Genomic DNA, 16,587 nt, shown 5'->3' on the forward strand with positions numbered 1-16,587 from the left:
CTGTCTCCCCGTGGCCGTCAAACCTTGACGATCCGGACCGCGCACTTCTTGAAGTCGGTCTGGAACGAGATCGGGTCGGTGGCGTCCAGCGTCACCTTGTTGATCAGCTGGCCGGCGTCGAACCAGGGCACGAACACCAGGCCGCGCGGCGGCTTGTTGCGTCCGCGCGTTTCCAGCCGGGTGCGCATCTTGCCGCGGCGCGATTCGATTTCGACTTCCACGCCCCGCCGTAATCCCATGGCCTGCGCGTCGTCCGGGTGCATGAAACAGACCGCGTTTGGAAAGGCACGGTACAGCTCGGGCACGCGCCGCGTCATGGACCCCGAATGCCAGTGTTCCAGGATGCGGCCGGTAGACAGCCAGAACGGGTATTCCTTGTCCGGCGATTCAGGCGGCGGCTCGTAAGGCAGGGCATAGATGATGGCGCGGCCGTCCGGGTGGCCGTAGAACTCAAAGCCCGCGCCCGCCTTCACGTAGGGGTCGCTGCCTTCGCGGTAGCGCCACAGCGTCTCTTTGCCGTTGACCACCGGCCAGCGCAAACCGCGCACCTCGTGGTAGGTGTCGAAGGGTGCCAGGTCGTGGCCATGGCCACGGCCGAACTCGGCATATTCCTCGAACAAGCCCTTTTGCGTATAGAAGCCGAATGCCCGGGCTTCCTGGTTTTCATATTCCGCATTCAATTCGCTATTGGGAAATTTGTTGACTTTGCCGTTGGCGTACAGCACGTCAAACAGCGTCTTGCCGCGATACTCCGGCTTCTTGGCCAGCAGGTCAGCCGGCCAGACTTCTTCCACCTTGAAGCGCTTGGAAAACTCCATCAGCTGCCACAGGTCGGAACGCGCATCGCCGGGCGCGTTCACCAGTTGATGCCAGAACTGCGTGCGCCGTTCGGCGTTGCCGTAGGCGCCTTCTTTTTCCACCCACATGGCGGTGGGCAGGATCAGGTCGGCCGAAATGGTCGTGACCGTGGGGTAGGCGTCCGACACCACGATGAAGTTGGCCGGGTTGCGGTAGCCGGGCAGCCCTTCGTTCATCAGGTTGGCGGCGGCCTGCATGTTGTTGTTCACCATCACCCAGTAGGCGTTGATGGTGCCGTCCTTCAGCATGCGGTTCTGCAACACCGCGTGCGCGCCGACCTTGTCGGGGATGGTGCCGTCCGGCAACTGCCAGATTTCTTCCGCGTGGGCGCGATGCTTGGGGTTGGTCACCACCAGGTCGGCCGGCAGCCGATGCGAAAACGTGCCCACTTCGCGCGCCGTGCCACAGGCCGACGGCTGGCCCGTCAGCGAGAACGGGCTGTTGCCGGGCGTCGAGATCTTGCCCGTCAACAGGTGGATGTTGTAGGCCATGTTGTTGGCCCAGACGCCGCGCGTGTGCTGGTTGAAGCCCATCGTCCAGAACGAGGTCACGCGGATTTTCGGGTCGGCGTACAGTTCGGCCAGATCCTGCAATTGCTTTTGCGGGACGCCGGTCAGCTTGGACGTATATTCCAAGTCGTATTTCGAGACGAACTTGGCGAATTCATCGAAGGTGATGGGCTTGGATCCCCCCGCCTTGTCCGCGTTCTTGGCCGCCTTTTGCAAGGGATGGTCGGGGCGCAGGCCATAGCCGATGTCGGTATTGCCTTCGTGAAATACGGTGTGCTTGTCGACGAACTCGCGGTTCACCCGCTTGGTCTGGATGATGTAGTTGGCGATGTAATTCAGGATGGCCAGGTCGGTCTGCGGCGTGAAGGTCAGCGTCAGGTCGGCCAGTTCGTACGAGCGATGCTCGAAGGTGGATAGCACCACCACGCGCGTCTTGGGCGCGGACAGCCGGCGGTCGGTCACGCGGGTCCACAAGATGGGGTGCATCTCGGCCATGTTCGAGCCCCACAGCACGAAGGCGTCGGCGTTCTCGATGTCGTCATAACAGCCCATGGGTTCGTCGGCGCCGAAGGTGCGCATGAAACCCACCGCCGCCGACGCCATGCAGTGGCGCGCGTTCGGGTCCAGGTTGTTGGACCGGAACCCCGCCTTCATGAGCTTGAGTGCCGCGTAGCCTTCCCAGATGGTCCATTGGCCCGAGCCGAACATGCCAACCGCAGTCGGTCCCTTGTCTTTCAGGACGCGCTTGAACTGTTCGGCCATCACGTCAAAGGCCTGGTCCCAGGACACGGGGGCAAACTCGCCGTCCTTGGCGTACTTGCCGTCTTTCATGCGCAACAGCGGCGTGGTCAGCCGGTCGTTGCCGTACATGATCTTCGACAGAAAATAGCCCTTGACGCAATTCAGCCCCTTGTTCACCTCGGCATTGAAATCGCCGTGCGTGGCCACGACCTGGTTGTCCTTGACCGCGACGTTCACGCCGCAGCCGGTCCCGCAGAACCTACAGGGCGCCTTCGACCATTTCAGCTTGGCCGCTTCGGATTCGGTCACGATGTTTTGCGTCATGCCGACGATGGGAATGCCCGCCACGGTGGCCGCGGCTGCGGCGGCGGATTGCTTGATGAAATCTCTACGAGCCATGGACATCGCCAATCTCCTCGTTCATCGCGGCCAGCGTGTCGGCATGCTGGTAGACCAGCGCCGAAGCCAGTACGCCATCCAGGCGCTGGATCTCGGAGATCCGCGCCATCATGTCGTCGGTGGTGGGCGCTTCCAGCGTGACGACCAGCTTGCCGGTGTCGGACGCGCCGTGGATGTCCGAGCCCGCTATCGCCAGGATGGCGGCGCGCACGTCGGGCAAGCGGTGGGGCAGGGCATGCACAACCAGACTGGCGATGTGCAGCTCGGGCGGCGCCGGGGGCGGCGCATTGGGGGGGAACGCGGACATGGAGGGGTTTCCGTCGCGTGGCATCAGCTGCCCGGGGGGCCGGCGATCAGCTGATAGAACCAGACGATGAACCCGTAGCCCGCCACGATGATGACCGTAAGGACGGGGGCCATGACAGCCGTCAGGAACAGAAAACTTCGCAGCTCCTGAGGCTTGGTGTACCCATCAGACTCGTTTTGCACACACCACCTCACTTGAAAAGTCGGGGTATTGCATTGAACGTGCGGATGTCGAAGTTTTTAGCAGTGCTTTTACATTGCGTCAATGTTGCATGACGGCGAAACACTTTTGCGGCGCTGCAATAAGCAAGCCCGGCGCGGCGCTATCGCGGCGGGGGCAGGCGAGAACGCGGCAATGGCGCGGCGACGCACGCGCGATTGCCGGGCGATAAAAAAAGCGTGCCGGACGCGCTGGCCGGATTGATCCGGCGAGGCATCAGGCACGCGATCCGCCATCCACAATCCGGCAGCGGCGGGGATACGTCTACGGGTTCAGGCAATGGCCCCGTAGATGCGGCGCGCGTCGGCGGCGGTGGCGATCGGGCGGCCCAGTGCGCGTGCGCCGTCCGCTGCCTGACGCACCAGCGCGGCGTTGTCCGGCGCGATGCCGCCGTCGCGCAGCTTCAAATTATTTTCAAAGCCCACGCGCATGTGGCCGCCAAACGCCGCCGCCGTCGTGACGCAGGCGTTTTCCTCGGGGCCAAACGCGCACACCGCCCAGGGCAAGGACTGATCGTACGCGCCCAGGAATGGCAGCAGGTCATACGCCGACGACGTCTGCCCGGCGCTGTAGCGGCCCAGCACAAACAGCACCGACCACGCGCCGGGCGGCACCAGCCCGCGCGCGCGCAACGACAACCAGCGCCGCACGTCGCCTTCGTCGTACAGGATGATCTGCGTCATGATGCGGCGCTCGGCCAGCCACGCCAGAAACGCCGCAAGCTCGGCTTCGGGAATGTCCGGCACGGCGATTTCGCGCAGCCCGATCGATACGGCTTCGGGTTGCAGTTCGCGCACCAACGCAATCTGCTCGGCCGCCTTGTACACGCCGGCGGCTTCACTGGTGACCTGCACCAGCAACTCGCGACCCACCGCGCGTTCCACGGCGGTCAGGGCGTCGCGATAGGCGGTGGCGTCCAGCAGATGGCTGCCGTCCGGCTTGCGGACGTGCATGTGCATCATGCCCGCGCCGGCATCCAGGCAGGCGCGTGCTTCGCGCGCCAGGTCGTCGGCGGTCAGCGGCACGGCCGGATGGTCGGCGGCTTTCTTGTAGGCGCCGTTGGGCGCCACGGTGATGATGACGGGGGATTCGGCCAGCGCGGCGCGCGGCAAGGCAGGGGCGTTCAAGGCTGGATCTCCGGCAGTTCCGGGTTGATAAGGTCGAGGCCGGCGCGCAGCAAACGGTCGTAGCGGGCACGCTCGGCGGCAATGGTTTCGGGCGTCCAGGCGTAGAAGCCTTCGCCCGCCTTCATGCCGTGGCGGCCATCGGCGGCGCGTTCGGTCAGGCAGCGCGCGGGGTGGTCGGCGTTGCAGAACGTGGGGTACATCGTGGCGCCGGCGGCTGCGTGTACGTCGATGCCGGCGTGATCGCGCTGCATGACGGGGCCGGCCGCCAGGAAGCGAAAGCCGAAACCGAAGCGCACGGCGGCGTCCACGTCTTCCGGCGACGCGATGCCGCGGTCGATCAGGTCAAACGCCTCGCGCGACAGCGCGTGCTGCAAGCGGTTGGCCAGAAAGCCGGGCAGGTCTTGCTTGACCTTGACCGGCACGCTGCCGCAACGGCGCATGAACCCAATCAACGAATCGGCGCAGGCGTTATCGCTGGCCTCGCCCAGCACCACTTCCACCAGCGGCACCAGGTGCGCGGGCATGAAGAAATGCAGGCCCAACATGCGGCCACGCGTGTCCAGGCCTTGGCTGATGGCGCTGATCGGAAAGCTGGAGCTGTTGCTGGCCAGGATGGCGTCCGGGCGCGCGCGCCGCGCCAGGTCGGCAAACAGCGCCTGCTTGATGTCCAGCCGTTCGGGTATGCACTCGATCACCAGGTCCACGGTGGACCAGTCCACCTCATCCAGGCTGGCAGCCGTGGCCAGCAGCGGGGCGTTGGCCTCGCGCCCGATCGTCTTCAGGTTTTCGGCCACGCGCGCGGGCAGGCCCGCCGCGCGTTCGGCGTTCGATTCGATCACGGTGGTGCGGCAGGCGGCGCGCGTCAGCACCACCGCCACGTCCGCGCCCATCGTGCCGCCACCCACCACCACTGCATGCGCCGCGCCCGGGTTGGGCAGCGCAGTTGCGTCCGTCTGCATGGTTTGCTCCTGTTATTGCATCGTCGTTGGGGGCGAGTGTAGAGAAGCCGGTTTGATAGATGAATCAGATTTTTTGGATAGAATGATCGACAAACCAGATCAATACAAACCGAGGTTTTGGGGACATGCAGATCAATCTTTCGATGCGCGACATCGATACCACGCTAGTGCTGGGCCGCACGCTGAACTTCCGGCAGGCGGCGGCGCAACTGCATCTGTCGCAGTCGGCGCTGTCCACGCAGATACAACGCATTGAAGAAGCGCTGGGCGTAAGGCTGTTCGACCGCACGACGCGCACGGTGCGGCTGACAGCCGCGGGCGAGGTCTTCATGCAGCAGGCCGCCACCTTGCAGGTTGCGTTCCGCGACGCCATCGCCGCCGTCAGCGGCGTCACCAGCGCCGAGCAGGGCCAGGTGTCGGTCGCCGCCTTGCCGTCGCTGGCCGCGCGTCTGCTGCCGCGCGTGCTGATGGCGTATCGACAGGAACACCCCAACGTCGCCCTGAAGGTGCGCGACACCTTGTCCGGCCCCGCGTTCGACCTTGTGCGCGCAGGCGAGGTGGACTTCGCGCTGACCGCCGCCGACCCCCAGCACGCCGACCTGCACTACGTGCCGCTGATGTCCGACAGCTTTTTGCTGCTGATTCCCGAGTCGCACGCCTTGGCAAGATCAAGTGGCCCGCTGCGCTGGGCCGACACCGCCACCGCCGCGCACGTATCGATGGTGCAGCCCAGCAGCGTGCGGCAATACACGGAATGGGCCTTCCTGCAAAACCGCATCCGCTTCACGCCCGCGTTCGAAGCCGAACACCTGACGACCATCGTGGCGATGGTGGAATGCGGTTTCGGCGTGGCGGCCCTGCCCGAGATCGCCGCCGGCGCGGTATCGCAGACGGGGATCGTGCAACGCCCGCTGATCGGGCCGGTGGCGGAAAGATCGATTGGCCTGGTCACGTCACGCAACCGCAGTTTGTCGCCAGCGGCGGCGGCGTTGGTGGGGACGTTGAAGGAATATTTGGCGGCGCGGTAACGCAGGGTCTATCCCGCCGGCCGCTCCAGCCCCAGATGCCCCCGCAGCGTAGTGTGTTCGTATTCCGTACGAAACAAGCCACGCCGCTGCAACACCGGTACCACCTGGTCCACGAAGTCATCGATGCCGCCCGGCAACGACGGCGGCATCAGGTTGAAGCCGTCGGCGCCTTCGTTACGGAACCAGTGTTCCATCCGGTCTGCGATTTGCTCGGGGGTGCCCACCATCGTGCAGTGGCCGCCACCCGCCGCCAGGCGGCCCAGCAGTTGTCGCACGGTGGGTTGCTCGGTTTCAATGATGCGCAAAATGGTGGCGTAGCGGCCCTTGGGGCCCTTGAATTCATGCAGCGGCACCAGCGCGGGCACGGGGGCGTCCAGCTCCCAGGTGCTGCAATCTTGCAGCACGAAGGTGCCCAACTGCCGTAGCGATGCGTCGCTGGGCAGCAACACGTCCAGCTCGCGCTGCTTGGCGCGGGCTTCGGCTTCGGTTGACCCCACGTACGTAACCAGCCCCGGCATGATGGGCACGAAGGCGGTGCGCCCTGCGTCGCGTACGCGTTGCTTGATGTCGCGGTAATACGATTGCGCGGCCGGCAGGTCATACGCCACGGCGTAGATCGCCTCGGCTCGCCGGGCGGCCAGGTCGCGGCCCTGGTCGGATGCACCGGCCTGGAACAGCACCGGGTGGCCTTGCGGCGGGCGTGGCACGGTCAGCGGGCCGTCCACCAGGAAGTGGTCGCCGTGATGGTGGATCGGGCGCACGCGCTCGGGCACGCCATAGACGCCGTTGCGGTCGATGGCCAGGGCATCGTCCTTCCATGAATCGAACAAGCGCAACGCTACGTCCACGAATTCTTCGGCGCGCGCGTAGCGCCAGTCGTGCCCCGGCATGGCTTCAAAGCCGTGGTTGCGGGCTTCGGCGTCGAACATCGACGTGACGACGTTCCAGCCCATGCGTCCGCCCGATATGTGATCCAGCGACGCCACCATGCGCGCCGCGTGGAACGGCGTGAAAAAGGTGCTGGACACGGTGCTGATCAAGCCGATGTGCGTGGTGGCGCGCGCGATGGCGGCCATGGTCGTCAGCGGCTCCAGGTACCAGCGCGGGCCGTCGCCGATGTTGTCGGTGGACTGGCCGTCGGCGAAAAAAATGGCGTCCAGCTTGCCGCGTTCCGCCGTGCGCGCCAGCGATTCGTAATAGCGGATATCGCCCAGGCGTTCAGCAGCCGAGTCCGGATGCCGCCAGGCGGCGCGGTGGTGGCCGCAGCCGAAGATGAACAGGTTCAGGTGCAACATGGCGATCAGTTCTTCACGAGGCCGCCGTCCACGACCAGGTTCTGGCCGGTGACGCTGCGCGACCAGGGGCTGGCAAAGAACAGCACGGCATCGGCGAACTGTTCCGGCGTGGTGACGGCGCGCAGCGGCGTGCTGGCGGCGATCAGGTCGAACACGGCTTCTGGCGTGGCGGCCGACGCGTCAGTGGTGCGCAAGAGGCCGCCGGACACCATGTTGACCGTGATGCCGTCGGGCCCCAGGTCCTGCGACAGCGTCCGCGTGAACGACAGCAGCGCGGCCTTGGCGGCGGTGTAGTCGTGATACGGCACCACCGGGTTCTGGACCAGGTTGGTGCCGATGTTGATGATGCGGCCCACCCCAGCCTGGCGCATGCCGGGCAGGGCGGCTTGCGTCGTGTTCAGCGCGCCGCGCACGCTGCCTTCGATCTGCTGATTCAAGTGGTCCCAGGTCAGCGTGTCGGCATGTGGGCGCGCGTCGCCGTTGAAGGCAAAGGCGGGCAGGGCGTTGTTGACCACCGTGGTGACGGGCATGCCGAAGTGGCTTTGCGCCTGGGCGATCATGGCGGCGACGGCGGTTGCGTCGCGCACGTCGGCCTGAACCGCCAGCGTCCGTTGCGGCGCGGTGGCGGCCAGCGCCTGCGCGGCCTGGGCGCTGTTCAGGTAATTGATCACCACCTTTGCGCCTTCCCGCAAAAAGGCCCGCGTGATGTGCGCACCCAATCCGCGGGCGCCTCCCGTCACGATTACCAGTTGTTCATTCAAGGCGGGGGCGGGGTGGGCAATGGGCATGGTGGGCTCGTCGGTTCACCGGCACGCGTGCAATCAGGTGCCGCAAGCGGGCGAACTTAGCATAAATCGATGCGTTGACATTGGCTTGCCGCGACCCTAATCTTGCGGCAATTCCTGGGGGAGCCTGTTTGGCTGAGATTCCGCGTTGTCGCGGTAACCCTTTGAACCTGATCCGGGTAATGCCGGCGAAGGGAAGGACATCGCGCCATTCGCGCGCCCTCCCTAGTGCTTTGATTCATCAGCGGCCCGCCTTGCGGACGGTGCCGCAACGCGCGTCCGGCCGTTTGCCGGGCCAGGGAGGACCGCTTTCCATGCTGACCCAAACCACCGCCTTGATGTGGCTGCTGCTCTTTTCGGGTGGCTTTGCCGCCGCCAGCGTGCTGTATACGCGACGCAAGCGCGGCACGCTGGAAGACTATATCGTGGCGCGCAACAGCCAGGGCGCTTTTGGCACCATCCTGACGCTGATGGCGTCCACGCTGGGCGCCTGGATTCTGTTTTCGCCGGCGCAGGCCGCCACCTGGGGCGGCTTGGCGGCGGTTATCGGCTACGCGCTGGGGTCCATGTCGCCGCGTCTGGTCATGATTCCGTTGGGCCGGCGCATGCGCGAACTGATCCCGCACGGTCACACGCTGACGGAATTCCTGATGGCGCGGTACGGGCGGCCTATGTACGGGCTGGCGCTGTTCATCATGCTGTTCTACCTGTTCATCGCGCTGTCGGCCGAGGTCACGGCCATTGCCAAGCTGGTCACCATGCTGGCGCCGGTGCCGCTGTGGGCCACGGCCGCCATCGTGATGGGCACGACGCTGCTCTACACCACGTATGGTGGCTTGCGATCATCGATCTTCACCGATCAGGTGCAGATGATGGTCATCGTGCCGCTGCTGGTGATTCTTTGCGTGGTGGGCTGGCAGGCGGCGGGCGGGGCCTTGCCGACGATCGAGGCTTTACGCGCCAAGGCGCCACAGCTGCTGGATCTGACCGATCCCGTGGGCGTCAAAGCCGGCCTGACCTTCTTCGTGGCGATTTTGCTGACCGGCATCTTCCACCAGGGCAATTGGCAGCGCATCTATGCCGCCAAAGACACGCGGTCGATGCGCAATGGCTTTTTGCTGGGGGGTATCCTGGCCGCGCCGTTCATCTTCCTGATGGGTTTGTTCGGCCTGGCGTTTGTCGGGCTGGCACCGCAGGGCGATAGTTCCATCGCGCTGTTCAGCGTCATCATGCCGCACGCGCCCGCCTGGTTCGTGATCGCGCTGATCCCGTTGGGCTTGTCGTTGGTCATGAGCACGGCCGACACCGCCATCAGCGCCGTGTCCAGCATCGTGGCGGTGGATATGCGCCGCCTGATGCCGCGCGCCACCGGCATGGACATGAAGCGTCTGGCGCGCTGGGCGGTGTTGCTGCTGGCGATTCCGGTGATGATCGTGGCCTCGCAGGGCTATAGCGTGCTGTACCTGTTCCTACTGGCCGACCTGCTGTGCTCGGCCGCCGCGTTTCCGGTGTTCTATGGTCTGTTCAGCCGCAAGCACGATGGCGTCACCGCAACGACCGCGACGGTCGCGGGGCTGGCGGCCGGGCTGTTCTTCTTTCCGGCGCCGGGCGACAAGCCTACGTTTCTGCTCGAATCGTTCCTGCTGGCCGCCTTTGTCCCGGTGCTGGTCACCGTGTTGATGCGCGGGATGCGTCGCGGCGTCAAGGAGTTTGATCTGTCGACACTGAGCGCGGCGGTGCGCCGTTTGGACAAGGACCCGGCCTGATGGTGGCTTGGAATATGGCCGGAATTCCGGCCTGAATTCCGGCCTGAATTTCGGCCCGATCCCGCGCCGCCAGCCAAAACAAAAAAGCCTTGGAACACGTTGCGGTGTCCAAGGCTTTCTTGTCTGGAATATTGGTGGAGCGGAGGAGGATCGAACTCCCGACCTTCGCATTGCGAACGCGACGCTCTCCCAGCTGAGCTACCGCCCCAATGAAGCAAGAGCAAAACTATACCTGAACAATAAAGCGCCGCGCAATACGGCGCGGCGCAATTATTTTCAGACGAATTCCAGGGTGGCCACTACCGGCGCGTGGTCCGACGGCTGCTCGTTGCGGCGCGGCTCTTTGTCGATGACGCAGGCCACGCAGCGCTTGACCAGCGGGGCAGACAACAACACGTGGTCGATCCGCAGGCCGGCATTGCGGCGGAAGGCGAATTGCCGGTAATCCCACCACGAAAACGACTTTTCGGGCTGCTCGAACAGGCGGAACGAATCGGTCAGGCCCAGCTCCATCAGGCTGCGCAAGGCCGCGCGTTCCGGTTCAGACACCAGCACCTGGCCTTCCCATTTCTCGGGGTTGTGCACGTCTTCATCGGCCGGGGCGACGTTGTAGTCACCCAGCACCGCCAAGCGCGGATACTGCTTGATTTCCTCGGCCAGCCAGTTGCGCATGGCGTCAAACCAGGCCAGCTTGTACAAATACTTGTCCGAATCCACCGCCTGACCATTGGGGCAGTACGCACAAACAACGCGCACGTCGCCTTCGGGGCTGGGAAACGTCAGCGCCAGCACGCGTTGCTGCGGATCGTCGTAGCCGGGAATATTGCGCACCATCGACGTACCCGGCACGCGCGACACAATCGCCACGCCGTTATACGTTTTCTGCCCCGCCCAAACCGCGTGGTAACCGGCTTCCTTGAACGCCGCCTCGGGAAACTTGTCGTCGGTCAGCTTCAGTTCCTGAATGCACAGCACATCGACAGGATTGGCAGCCAGCCAATCCAGCACCTGCTGCAGGCGTACATTCAGGGAGTTCACGTTCCAGGTGGCTAATTTCATGTGTCTGGTAGGGCCTTTATTTATTCATGCGAGTCTTGGCGAGGTCGCCCTGCCGAGGCCGGCTCAGCAACTGTCTGGCCAGTTCTCCGGTAGGGGCGTCGGCGGGCGCCAGGAATAGGGGCAGATGATACCGTGGCGACGGCGAAGCTTCGGATGCAGGCGCGACTCGCGGTGGCTGGCTTGCCTGCGCTCGTATCAATGCTCAGACCCGCTATTGAGCATCCGGCTCTTGGCCTTTTCGATATGGGAGCGCATGACGTTGCGGGCGCCGTCGGCGTCTTGGGCCTGGATCAAGCGGTACAGGTGGCGGTGTTCGTCGATGGCGGCGCGGGTGCGTTTCCAGGGTTCGCTGTGGACCAGGTGGCGCATGACGTTGACGGCGTGGCTGACGTCGTATTCCAGTGACTTGAGCACTTGCACGAAGCGCTGGTTGCTGGTGGCGGCGGCGATGGCTTGGTGAAAGCCGTAGTCGTAGTGATGCGCGATGGCGCCGGACGCGTCGGCTTCTTCGTAGCCCGTCAGCATGCGGTCCATGTCGTGCAAGTCGTCGCTGCTGCGGCGCAGGGCGGCCAGGTAGGCGCATTCGGGTTCGATCACCATGCGTAGTTCCAGGCCCTCCAGGATGTGGCCGACGCGGCGCGCCGGGTCAACGGCGGGCATGCCGCCCATCAGGTCGGGCTTGGCGCGCACGTAGGTGCCGGAGCCTCGGATGGAGTCCACCAACCGGTCTTCGCGCAGGCGGTCCAGCGCTTGTCGGACCACCGGGCGCGACACCTCGAACAGCGCGGCCAATTCCAATTCGGTGGGCAGCTTGTTGCCCGGCGCGATCTTGCCGGTGGCGATGGCGTAGAACAGGCTTTCGTAGACGCGTTCGGCAAAGCGCTCGGCGCGGACATAGCCCAGGCCAGAGGCCACGTCCGCCAACACGTCCAATTCGGGGCGGGGACGGGAAGCGGATTCCAGTAATGCGTCCAGCCGCGGGTCACGCTCGTTGCTCATTGGCGCGTTCCTGAAAGTGAATAGCGTGAAGAAAGCGGAAGTTTGTCAGTCGCCATGACAACATCGCGGTATCCGGGAAAAATTCCAGGGCAGGCACAGATCAGTAACCGTCTGATAGATAAGGGATTACCCGAATCCTCAGTCAAAAATTCCGAGCCTTGGATAGAAAGCTGTCAATTCAATTGACAAGTTATGCCGGCCTCCCGTAATTTGCCACAAACGACATCGCCCGCGCCGCTGACGCGCGGACGGCGACACGGGCTTTCCCGTTGCGCCCAGCCATCGGCAAAAACCGGCAAACCCGGAATGACCGCCGGGCTGCATCCGAGACAACACGACCACCGCCAATATGGGCTGCCGCACACCTACCGCTACCTTGCACTTTTTATCGTGCCGGGAACGTTGCGCGCGCGTCGGCGCCTTTTCCGCAACTGGCCGTTCGGCCGCTACTTTACTCCGCACACCGTGACTCAGAAGAACTTTATCGCCAATCAATGGGTGGCCTCTGCCACCGGTGAAACCATTGCCGTCGTGAACCCGTCCGATGGCAAGCCCTTCGAGGCGATTGCCCGATCCGGCGAGGCGGACGTAGACCGCGCCGTGCAAGCCGCGCGCCAGGCGTTTGAAGGCGAGTGGGGCCAGATGGCGCCCGCCGTGCGCAGCCGCCTTCTGATGAAGATTGCGTTTGCCCTGCTGGACCGCCAGGAAGAGCTGGCTCAACTGGAATCCGCCGATACCGGCAAGCCCATCAAGCAGGCGCGCGCCGACGCCGCCGCCGTGGCGCGTTATTTCGAGTTCTATGCCGGCGCCGTCGACAAGCTGCATGGCGAGACCATTCCCTACACCCCGGGCTTCACCGTGCTGACCGTGCGCGAAGCGCATGGCGTGACGGGCCACATCGTGCCCTGGAACTACCCGCTACAGATCTTTGGCCGCAGCGTTGGCGCGGCGCTGGCCGCCGGCAACGCCTGCGTGGTCAAGCCCGCCGAGGACGCGTGCCTGTCGCTGCTGAAGCTGGCCGAGATTGCCGCTGAGGTCGGGCTGCCCGCGGGCGCGCTGAACATCGTCACCGGCTACGGCCATGAAGCGGGCGCGGCGCTGTCGGCGCATCCCGGCATCGACCATATCTCGTTCACGGGTTCGCCGCAGACCGGCAAGATGGTGGCCCATGCCGCCGCCGATAACCACGTGCCGGTGACGCTGGAACTGGGCGGCAAGTCGCCCCAGATCGTGTTCGATGACGCCGACCTGGACGCCGCCATGCCGGTGCTGCTGGCAGCCATCATCCAGAACGCCGGCCAGACGTGCTCGGCGGGCAGCCGCGTATTGATTCAGCGCGGCGTGTACGAAACGGTGCTCAAGCGCCTGTCGGACGCCTTCGCCGCAACCGTTACCGGCCCGGCCGCAAAGGACCTGGACGTGGGTCCGCTGATCAGCGGCCGCCAGCACGATCGCGTGCGCGGTTTTCTGGCCGAAGCGGAAGCGGAAGGCTTGAAGGTTGCCGCGCGCGGCCAGCTTCAGGACGGTGCGCCCGAGTCGGGCTACTACCAGCCGCCCGTGCTGTTCCGCGACGTGCCGCCCAACAGCCGCCTGGCGCAGGAAGAAGTGTTTGGCCCGGTGCTGGCCGCCATGGTGTTCGACACCGAGCAGCAAGCGTTGGAAATCGCCAATGGCACGTTGTACGGCCTGGTGGCGGGCGTGTGGACGCGCGACGGGGCCCGCCAGATGCGTCTGGCCCGCCAACTGCGCGCCGGCCAGGTCTTCATCAATAACTATGGCGCCGGCGGCGGCGTGGAACTGCCGTTTGGCGGCTCGCGCCAGTCGGGCTATGGCCGCGAAAAGGGCTTTGAAGCGCTTTACGGCTTCACCACGCTCAAGACCATCGCCATCCGTCATTGATGGCTGGCGGGTGACGCCAGTTACCCGCATGCGGTGCGGCGGTCCGGAGCAAAATATCGGTTAACGTTGATGTTTTGCTTCTGGGGCCCGCCGCCCCGTATTCAGGATCTGTATGTTCACCGGTATTGTTCAAGGCACCGCGACGATCGCAAAGATCGCGGACCGCGAAGGCCTGCGCACCTTCACGCTGGATTTTCCCCCTGGTTTCTGTGTAGACCTGGCCATCGGCGCCAGCGTATCGACGGACGGCGTCTGCCTGACCGTCACTGAACTGCTGTCCGACAACCAGGCCACGTTCGACGTGATGCTGCAAAGCCTGGCCATCACCACGCTGGGCAGCTACGCCGAAGGCGACCGCGCCAACGTCGAGCGCGCTGCCAAGGACGGGGCCGAGATCGGCGGGCATCCGCTGTCGGGTCACGTCGATTTCACGTCTGAAGTCATCATGGTGAAGTCGTCCGACACCAATCGCCTGATGCGTTTCAGCATTCCCGAAGCTTTCCGCAAATACGTGTTCGCCAAGGGCTATATCGCCATCAACGGCGCCAGCCTGACTGTGTCGGAAGTGAACCGCGCCGAAGGTTGGTTTGAAGTGTGGCTGATTCCCGAAACGCGCCGCATGACGGTGTTCGAAGACAAGCAGGTGGGCGACTTCGTCAACATTGAAATCGAGCGCGGCACGCAGGTCATGGTCGATACCGTGCGCGAAACGGTGCAGGAAAGCCTGGGCAAGCTGCAACCGCTGCTGGAAGCCATCCTGAAGGAAAAGGGGCTGACACTGGAAGACTTTGTCAGCCCGCGGGGCAAGCTGAAATAACGCGCCCGGGGCGCGTACCCCGGACGGTTTATCCCCCAGCTTTATTGCCCGAAGGGCCGTCCCTCGGGGCGTACGCGCATACCCGGCTGCAAGCGCGTCCAAGGCAGGTCCGCCGGGTCGGCCTGCATCGGGCCGGGCGCCTTGGCCACCAGCACTTCGTGCGCAATCGGCTGGAAGTCGGCGCGAAAGTGCACCGAGCTTTTCACGACCAATATCCCCATTTCCTCAGGCTGCACACCGCCCACGCGGAACAGGTTGCGGTCCAGCATCTGCGCCTTGCTGGCGCTGACCACCACCCGCACGCCGCCGATACGCAAGCCCGCCACGGCGCCCAGGTCCACGTCCATGCCGTGCATCATCGGGCCATCAAAACGAAGCTTGCCGGGCGACAGCGTTTCCACGACGAAGTCCCCCGTAAACGGGGAATCGCCCGCAACGCCGGACTGCCCGCCCAGGCTTAACGTGACGGTCTGGCCGATGCCGGCGGCGGTGGCGGCGCGCACGGCGTCCGGGTCGTACAGCAGGCCCAGCGCGGCATTCTGCGCGTCCGCCTCGACCAGCGCGCGCAGCATGCCGGTGGTATTGGCGTCGCCGCCCGCGCCGGGGTTGTCCTGCGTATCCGCGATCACGATGGGGCGAGACGCGCCCGCGGCCAGATCCTGGGCGCGCCGCACGGCATCGGCCGGTTCCAGGAAGTCGGGCGACCATTGCGGTTCCAGCTCAAGCACCTGCCGGTATAGCGTTTCAGTGACGTGTTCCACGGCCGCCGCGTCGGTGCCGTACGCCCACACCACGGGGCCGCATTCCGGAAAGTCCGCTGCCGGAAAACCCGGCGCGAACGATATCGATGTGACGCCCGCCGTTTGCTCCAGGTGCGCCAGCGCGTCGTACACGCCTTTGGACGGTTGCAGCATGGTGCACATGCCGTTGATCGGGATCAGGAAGGGCAGGCGGCGCACGTGCATCGTCCAGTGGTCGCCCGCCGCAATGCGCGCCAGCAAGAGGCGGGCCGCGTGTTCGCCCGTGTCGGCCATGTCCACGTGCGGATAGGTGCGAAAGGCGACCAGCGCATCGGCCTGTTGCAGCATCTGCGCGGTGACGTTGGCGTGCAGGTCCAGGCTGGCGACCACGGGCACGGCGGGGCCGACAATCTGGCGCAGGCGCGCCAGCAGTTCGCCTTCGCCGTCGTCCAGGTGTTCGGTCACCATCGCGCCGTGCAAGTCCAGGTAGACGGCGTCGTAGGGGCGGGCGCGCGCGGCGTCCAGGATTTCGCCGGCGATGCGTTCGAAGGCGTCACGCGTCACGTGCGCGGATGGGCTGGCGCCGGCCCAGATCACCGGATGCACGGTGTGCCCGGCCGCCTGGATGGCGTTGATGAAGCCGCCGGCGGGAATGTTGACCGAACGCAGCGCCAGCATGTCCTGGCCGCGAACCATCGCGGGAAAGCCTTCGCCGCGGACAAAGTTGTCATACCCGGCCTTGGATGGCGCAAAGGTATTGGTCTCGTGCTGGAATCCAGCCACCAGGATGTGCATGTTTTTTCCTCTTGGATTTTTGAATGTGTGTCGTGGTCTTGCGGCGTAGCCGTTGCCGACGGGACGATTATTGGAGACGTACCAGGGTTTGGCAATAGCGCAAAACCGGGCCGCGCCGCCCGGGGGGGCTGGCCGCCGGGCCAGACCGGCGTGCAAGGTGTTTTTAGAAAGTCTTGATATTCAAAGGCAGTAACGACAATGCTTTCCAGGCAAAAATGGCTGGAAAGCCGCATGAACGTTCAAGAAATTTCTGAAATTCCCATAAGACGGTCGTTTCGAGGCGAA

14 protein-coding genes, 1 tRNA gene and 1 riboswitch are annotated in these 16,587 nt (G+C 64.7%); of the genes, 4 read left to right on the plus strand and 11 right to left on the minus strand.

The annotated features are described in order from the left end of the window. Nucleotides 1–17: 17 nt before the first annotated feature. From napA to KYT87_RS10585, 5 genes are all read right to left on the minus strand, one after another. Entirely contained in the window at nucleotides 18–2,513 is a 2,496-nt protein-coding gene (gene napA, locus KYT87_RS10565; RefSeq protein WP_219992197.1) for a periplasmic nitrate reductase subunit alpha, read from the minus strand. Beyond that, the gene (locus KYT87_RS10570) at nucleotides 2,497–2,814 is read right to left on the minus strand and encodes a chaperone NapD (protein WP_046804581.1); all 318 of its coding nucleotides are present in this window, start codon (nucleotides 2,812–2,814) and stop codon (nucleotides 2,497–2,499) included. Before KYT87_RS10570 ends, napA begins: the two co-directional genes overlap by 17 nt. A gap of 23 nt (nucleotides 2,815–2,837) precedes the next feature. Then, nucleotides 2,838–2,996, minus strand: a complete 159-nt coding sequence (gene napE, locus KYT87_RS10575) for a periplasmic nitrate reductase, NapE protein (RefSeq protein ID WP_035212934.1) — start codon at nucleotides 2,994–2,996, stop codon at nucleotides 2,838–2,840. 309 nt (nucleotides 2,997–3,305) lie between these two features. Beyond that, nucleotides 3,306–4,160, minus strand: coding sequence for a 3-keto-5-aminohexanoate cleavage protein (locus tag KYT87_RS10580; protein ID WP_219992198.1), 855 nt, complete (start codon nucleotides 4,158–4,160; stop codon nucleotides 3,306–3,308). Next, entirely contained in the window at nucleotides 4,157–5,119 is a 963-nt protein-coding gene (locus tag KYT87_RS10585; RefSeq protein ID WP_219992199.1) for a 3-hydroxyacyl-CoA dehydrogenase family protein, read from the minus strand. Before KYT87_RS10585 ends, KYT87_RS10580 begins: the two co-directional genes overlap by 4 nt. 125 nt (nucleotides 5,120–5,244) lie before the next feature. Between KYT87_RS10585 and KYT87_RS10590 the strand changes: the two genes are divergently transcribed. After that, on the plus strand, nucleotides 5,245–6,147 hold the full coding sequence (locus tag KYT87_RS10590; RefSeq protein WP_219992200.1) for a LysR family transcriptional regulator: 903 nt from the start codon (nucleotides 5,245–5,247) through the stop codon (nucleotides 6,145–6,147). Nucleotides 6,148–6,155: 8 nt separating this feature from the next. On the opposite strand, the gene KYT87_RS10595 is transcribed toward KYT87_RS10590, so the two are convergent. Both KYT87_RS10595 and KYT87_RS10600 read right to left on the minus strand, forming a co-directional pair. Next, entirely contained in the window at nucleotides 6,156–7,442 is a 1,287-nt protein-coding gene (locus KYT87_RS10595) for an LLM class flavin-dependent oxidoreductase (protein WP_046804585.1), read from the minus strand. Nucleotides 7,443–7,447: 5 nt separating this feature from the next. Continuing rightward, nucleotides 7,448–8,230, minus strand: coding sequence for a 3-oxoacyl-ACP reductase (locus KYT87_RS10600; protein WP_046804586.1), 783 nt, complete (start codon nucleotides 8,228–8,230; stop codon nucleotides 7,448–7,450). A gap of 106 nt (nucleotides 8,231–8,336) precedes the next feature. Next, nucleotides 8,337–8,441: riboswitch (TPP riboswitch) on the plus strand. A gap of 100 nt (nucleotides 8,442–8,541) precedes the next feature. On the opposite strand from KYT87_RS10600, the gene KYT87_RS10605 reads away from it, so the two are divergent. Further along, nucleotides 8,542–9,993 carry a sodium:solute symporter family protein gene (locus KYT87_RS10605; RefSeq protein WP_219992201.1) on the plus strand — a complete coding sequence of 484 codons (1,452 nt, stop codon included), beginning with the start codon at nucleotides 8,542–8,544 and terminating at the stop codon, nucleotides 9,991–9,993. Nucleotides 9,994–10,125: 132 nt separating this feature from the next. Here KYT87_RS10605 and KYT87_RS10610 read toward each other — a convergent pair. The 3 genes from KYT87_RS10610 to KYT87_RS10620 form a co-directional block, all read right to left on the minus strand. Next, nucleotides 10,126–10,201 (minus strand) — tRNA-Ala (locus KYT87_RS10610). 68 nt (nucleotides 10,202–10,269) lie between these two features. Next, nucleotides 10,270–11,052, minus strand: coding sequence for an exodeoxyribonuclease III (xth, locus tag KYT87_RS10615; protein WP_104144911.1), 783 nt, complete (start codon nucleotides 11,050–11,052; stop codon nucleotides 10,270–10,272). 195 nt (nucleotides 11,053–11,247) lie between these two features. Beyond that, nucleotides 11,248–12,051: a FadR/GntR family transcriptional regulator gene (locus tag KYT87_RS10620; protein WP_219992202.1), complete on the minus strand. Its 804-nt coding sequence runs from the start codon at nucleotides 12,049–12,051 to the stop codon at nucleotides 11,248–11,250. A gap of 465 nt (nucleotides 12,052–12,516) precedes the next feature. On the opposite strand from KYT87_RS10620, the gene KYT87_RS10625 reads away from it, so the two are divergent. Both KYT87_RS10625 and KYT87_RS10630 read left to right on the plus strand, forming a co-directional pair. Continuing rightward, nucleotides 12,517–13,950 carry an aldehyde dehydrogenase family protein gene (locus KYT87_RS10625; RefSeq protein ID WP_219992632.1) on the plus strand — a complete coding sequence of 478 codons (1,434 nt, stop codon included), beginning with the start codon at nucleotides 12,517–12,519 and terminating at the stop codon, nucleotides 13,948–13,950. A 112-nt stretch (nucleotides 13,951–14,062) separates the two neighbouring features. Next, the gene (locus KYT87_RS10630; RefSeq protein ID WP_219992203.1) at nucleotides 14,063–14,767 is read left to right on the plus strand and encodes a riboflavin synthase subunit alpha; all 705 of its coding nucleotides are present in this window, start codon (nucleotides 14,063–14,065) and stop codon (nucleotides 14,765–14,767) included. Nucleotides 14,768–14,808: 41 nt separating this feature from the next. Here the strand turns inward: KYT87_RS10630 and KYT87_RS10635 are convergent, their stop codons facing one another. Further along, nucleotides 14,809–16,302 (minus strand): M81 family metallopeptidase, encoded by a 1,494-nt coding sequence (locus KYT87_RS10635; protein ID WP_219992204.1) that lies wholly within the window; start codon nucleotides 16,300–16,302, stop codon nucleotides 14,809–14,811. Between the last annotated feature and the right edge of the window lie 285 nt (nucleotides 16,303–16,587).

Source organism: Achromobacter sp. ES-001 (assembly GCF_019448355.1).
Classification (GTDB): Bacteria; Pseudomonadota; Gammaproteobacteria; order Burkholderiales; family Burkholderiaceae_B; genus Achromobacter; species Achromobacter spanius_B.

Excerpts from the sequence above, each read along its gene's own strand:
- napA (WP_219992197.1), bottom strand. The coding sequence starts at position 2,513 with ATGTCCATGGCTCGTAGAGATTTCATCAAGCAATCCGCCGCCGCAGCC.
- KYT87_RS10570 (WP_046804581.1), bottom strand. The coding sequence starts at position 2,814 with ATGTCCGCGTTCCCCCCCAATGCGCCGCCCCCGGCGCCGCCCGAGCTG.
- KYT87_RS10585 (WP_219992199.1), bottom strand. The coding sequence starts at position 5,119 with ATGCAGACGGACGCAACTGCGCTGCCCAACCCGGGCGCGGCGCATGCA.
- KYT87_RS10590 (WP_219992200.1), top strand. The coding sequence starts at position 5,245 with ATGCAGATCAATCTTTCGATGCGCGACATCGATACCACGCTAGTGCTG.
- KYT87_RS10595 (WP_046804585.1), bottom strand. The coding sequence starts at position 7,442 with ATGTTGCACCTGAACCTGTTCATCTTCGGCTGCGGCCACCACCGCGCC.
- KYT87_RS10600 (WP_046804586.1), bottom strand. The coding sequence starts at position 8,230 with ATGCCCATTGCCCACCCCGCCCCCGCCTTGAATGAACAACTGGTAATC.
- KYT87_RS10605 (WP_219992201.1), top strand. The coding sequence starts at position 8,542 with ATGCTGACCCAAACCACCGCCTTGATGTGGCTGCTGCTCTTTTCGGGT.
- xth (WP_104144911.1), bottom strand. The coding sequence starts at position 11,052 with ATGAAATTAGCCACCTGGAACGTGAACTCCCTGAATGTACGCCTGCAG.
- KYT87_RS10620 (WP_219992202.1), bottom strand. The coding sequence starts at position 12,051 with ATGAGCAACGAGCGTGACCCGCGGCTGGACGCATTACTGGAATCCGCT.
- KYT87_RS10630 (WP_219992203.1), top strand. The coding sequence starts at position 14,063 with ATGTTCACCGGTATTGTTCAAGGCACCGCGACGATCGCAAAGATCGCG.
- KYT87_RS10635 (WP_219992204.1), bottom strand. The coding sequence starts at position 16,302 with ATGCACATCCTGGTGGCTGGATTCCAGCACGAGACCAATACCTTTGCG.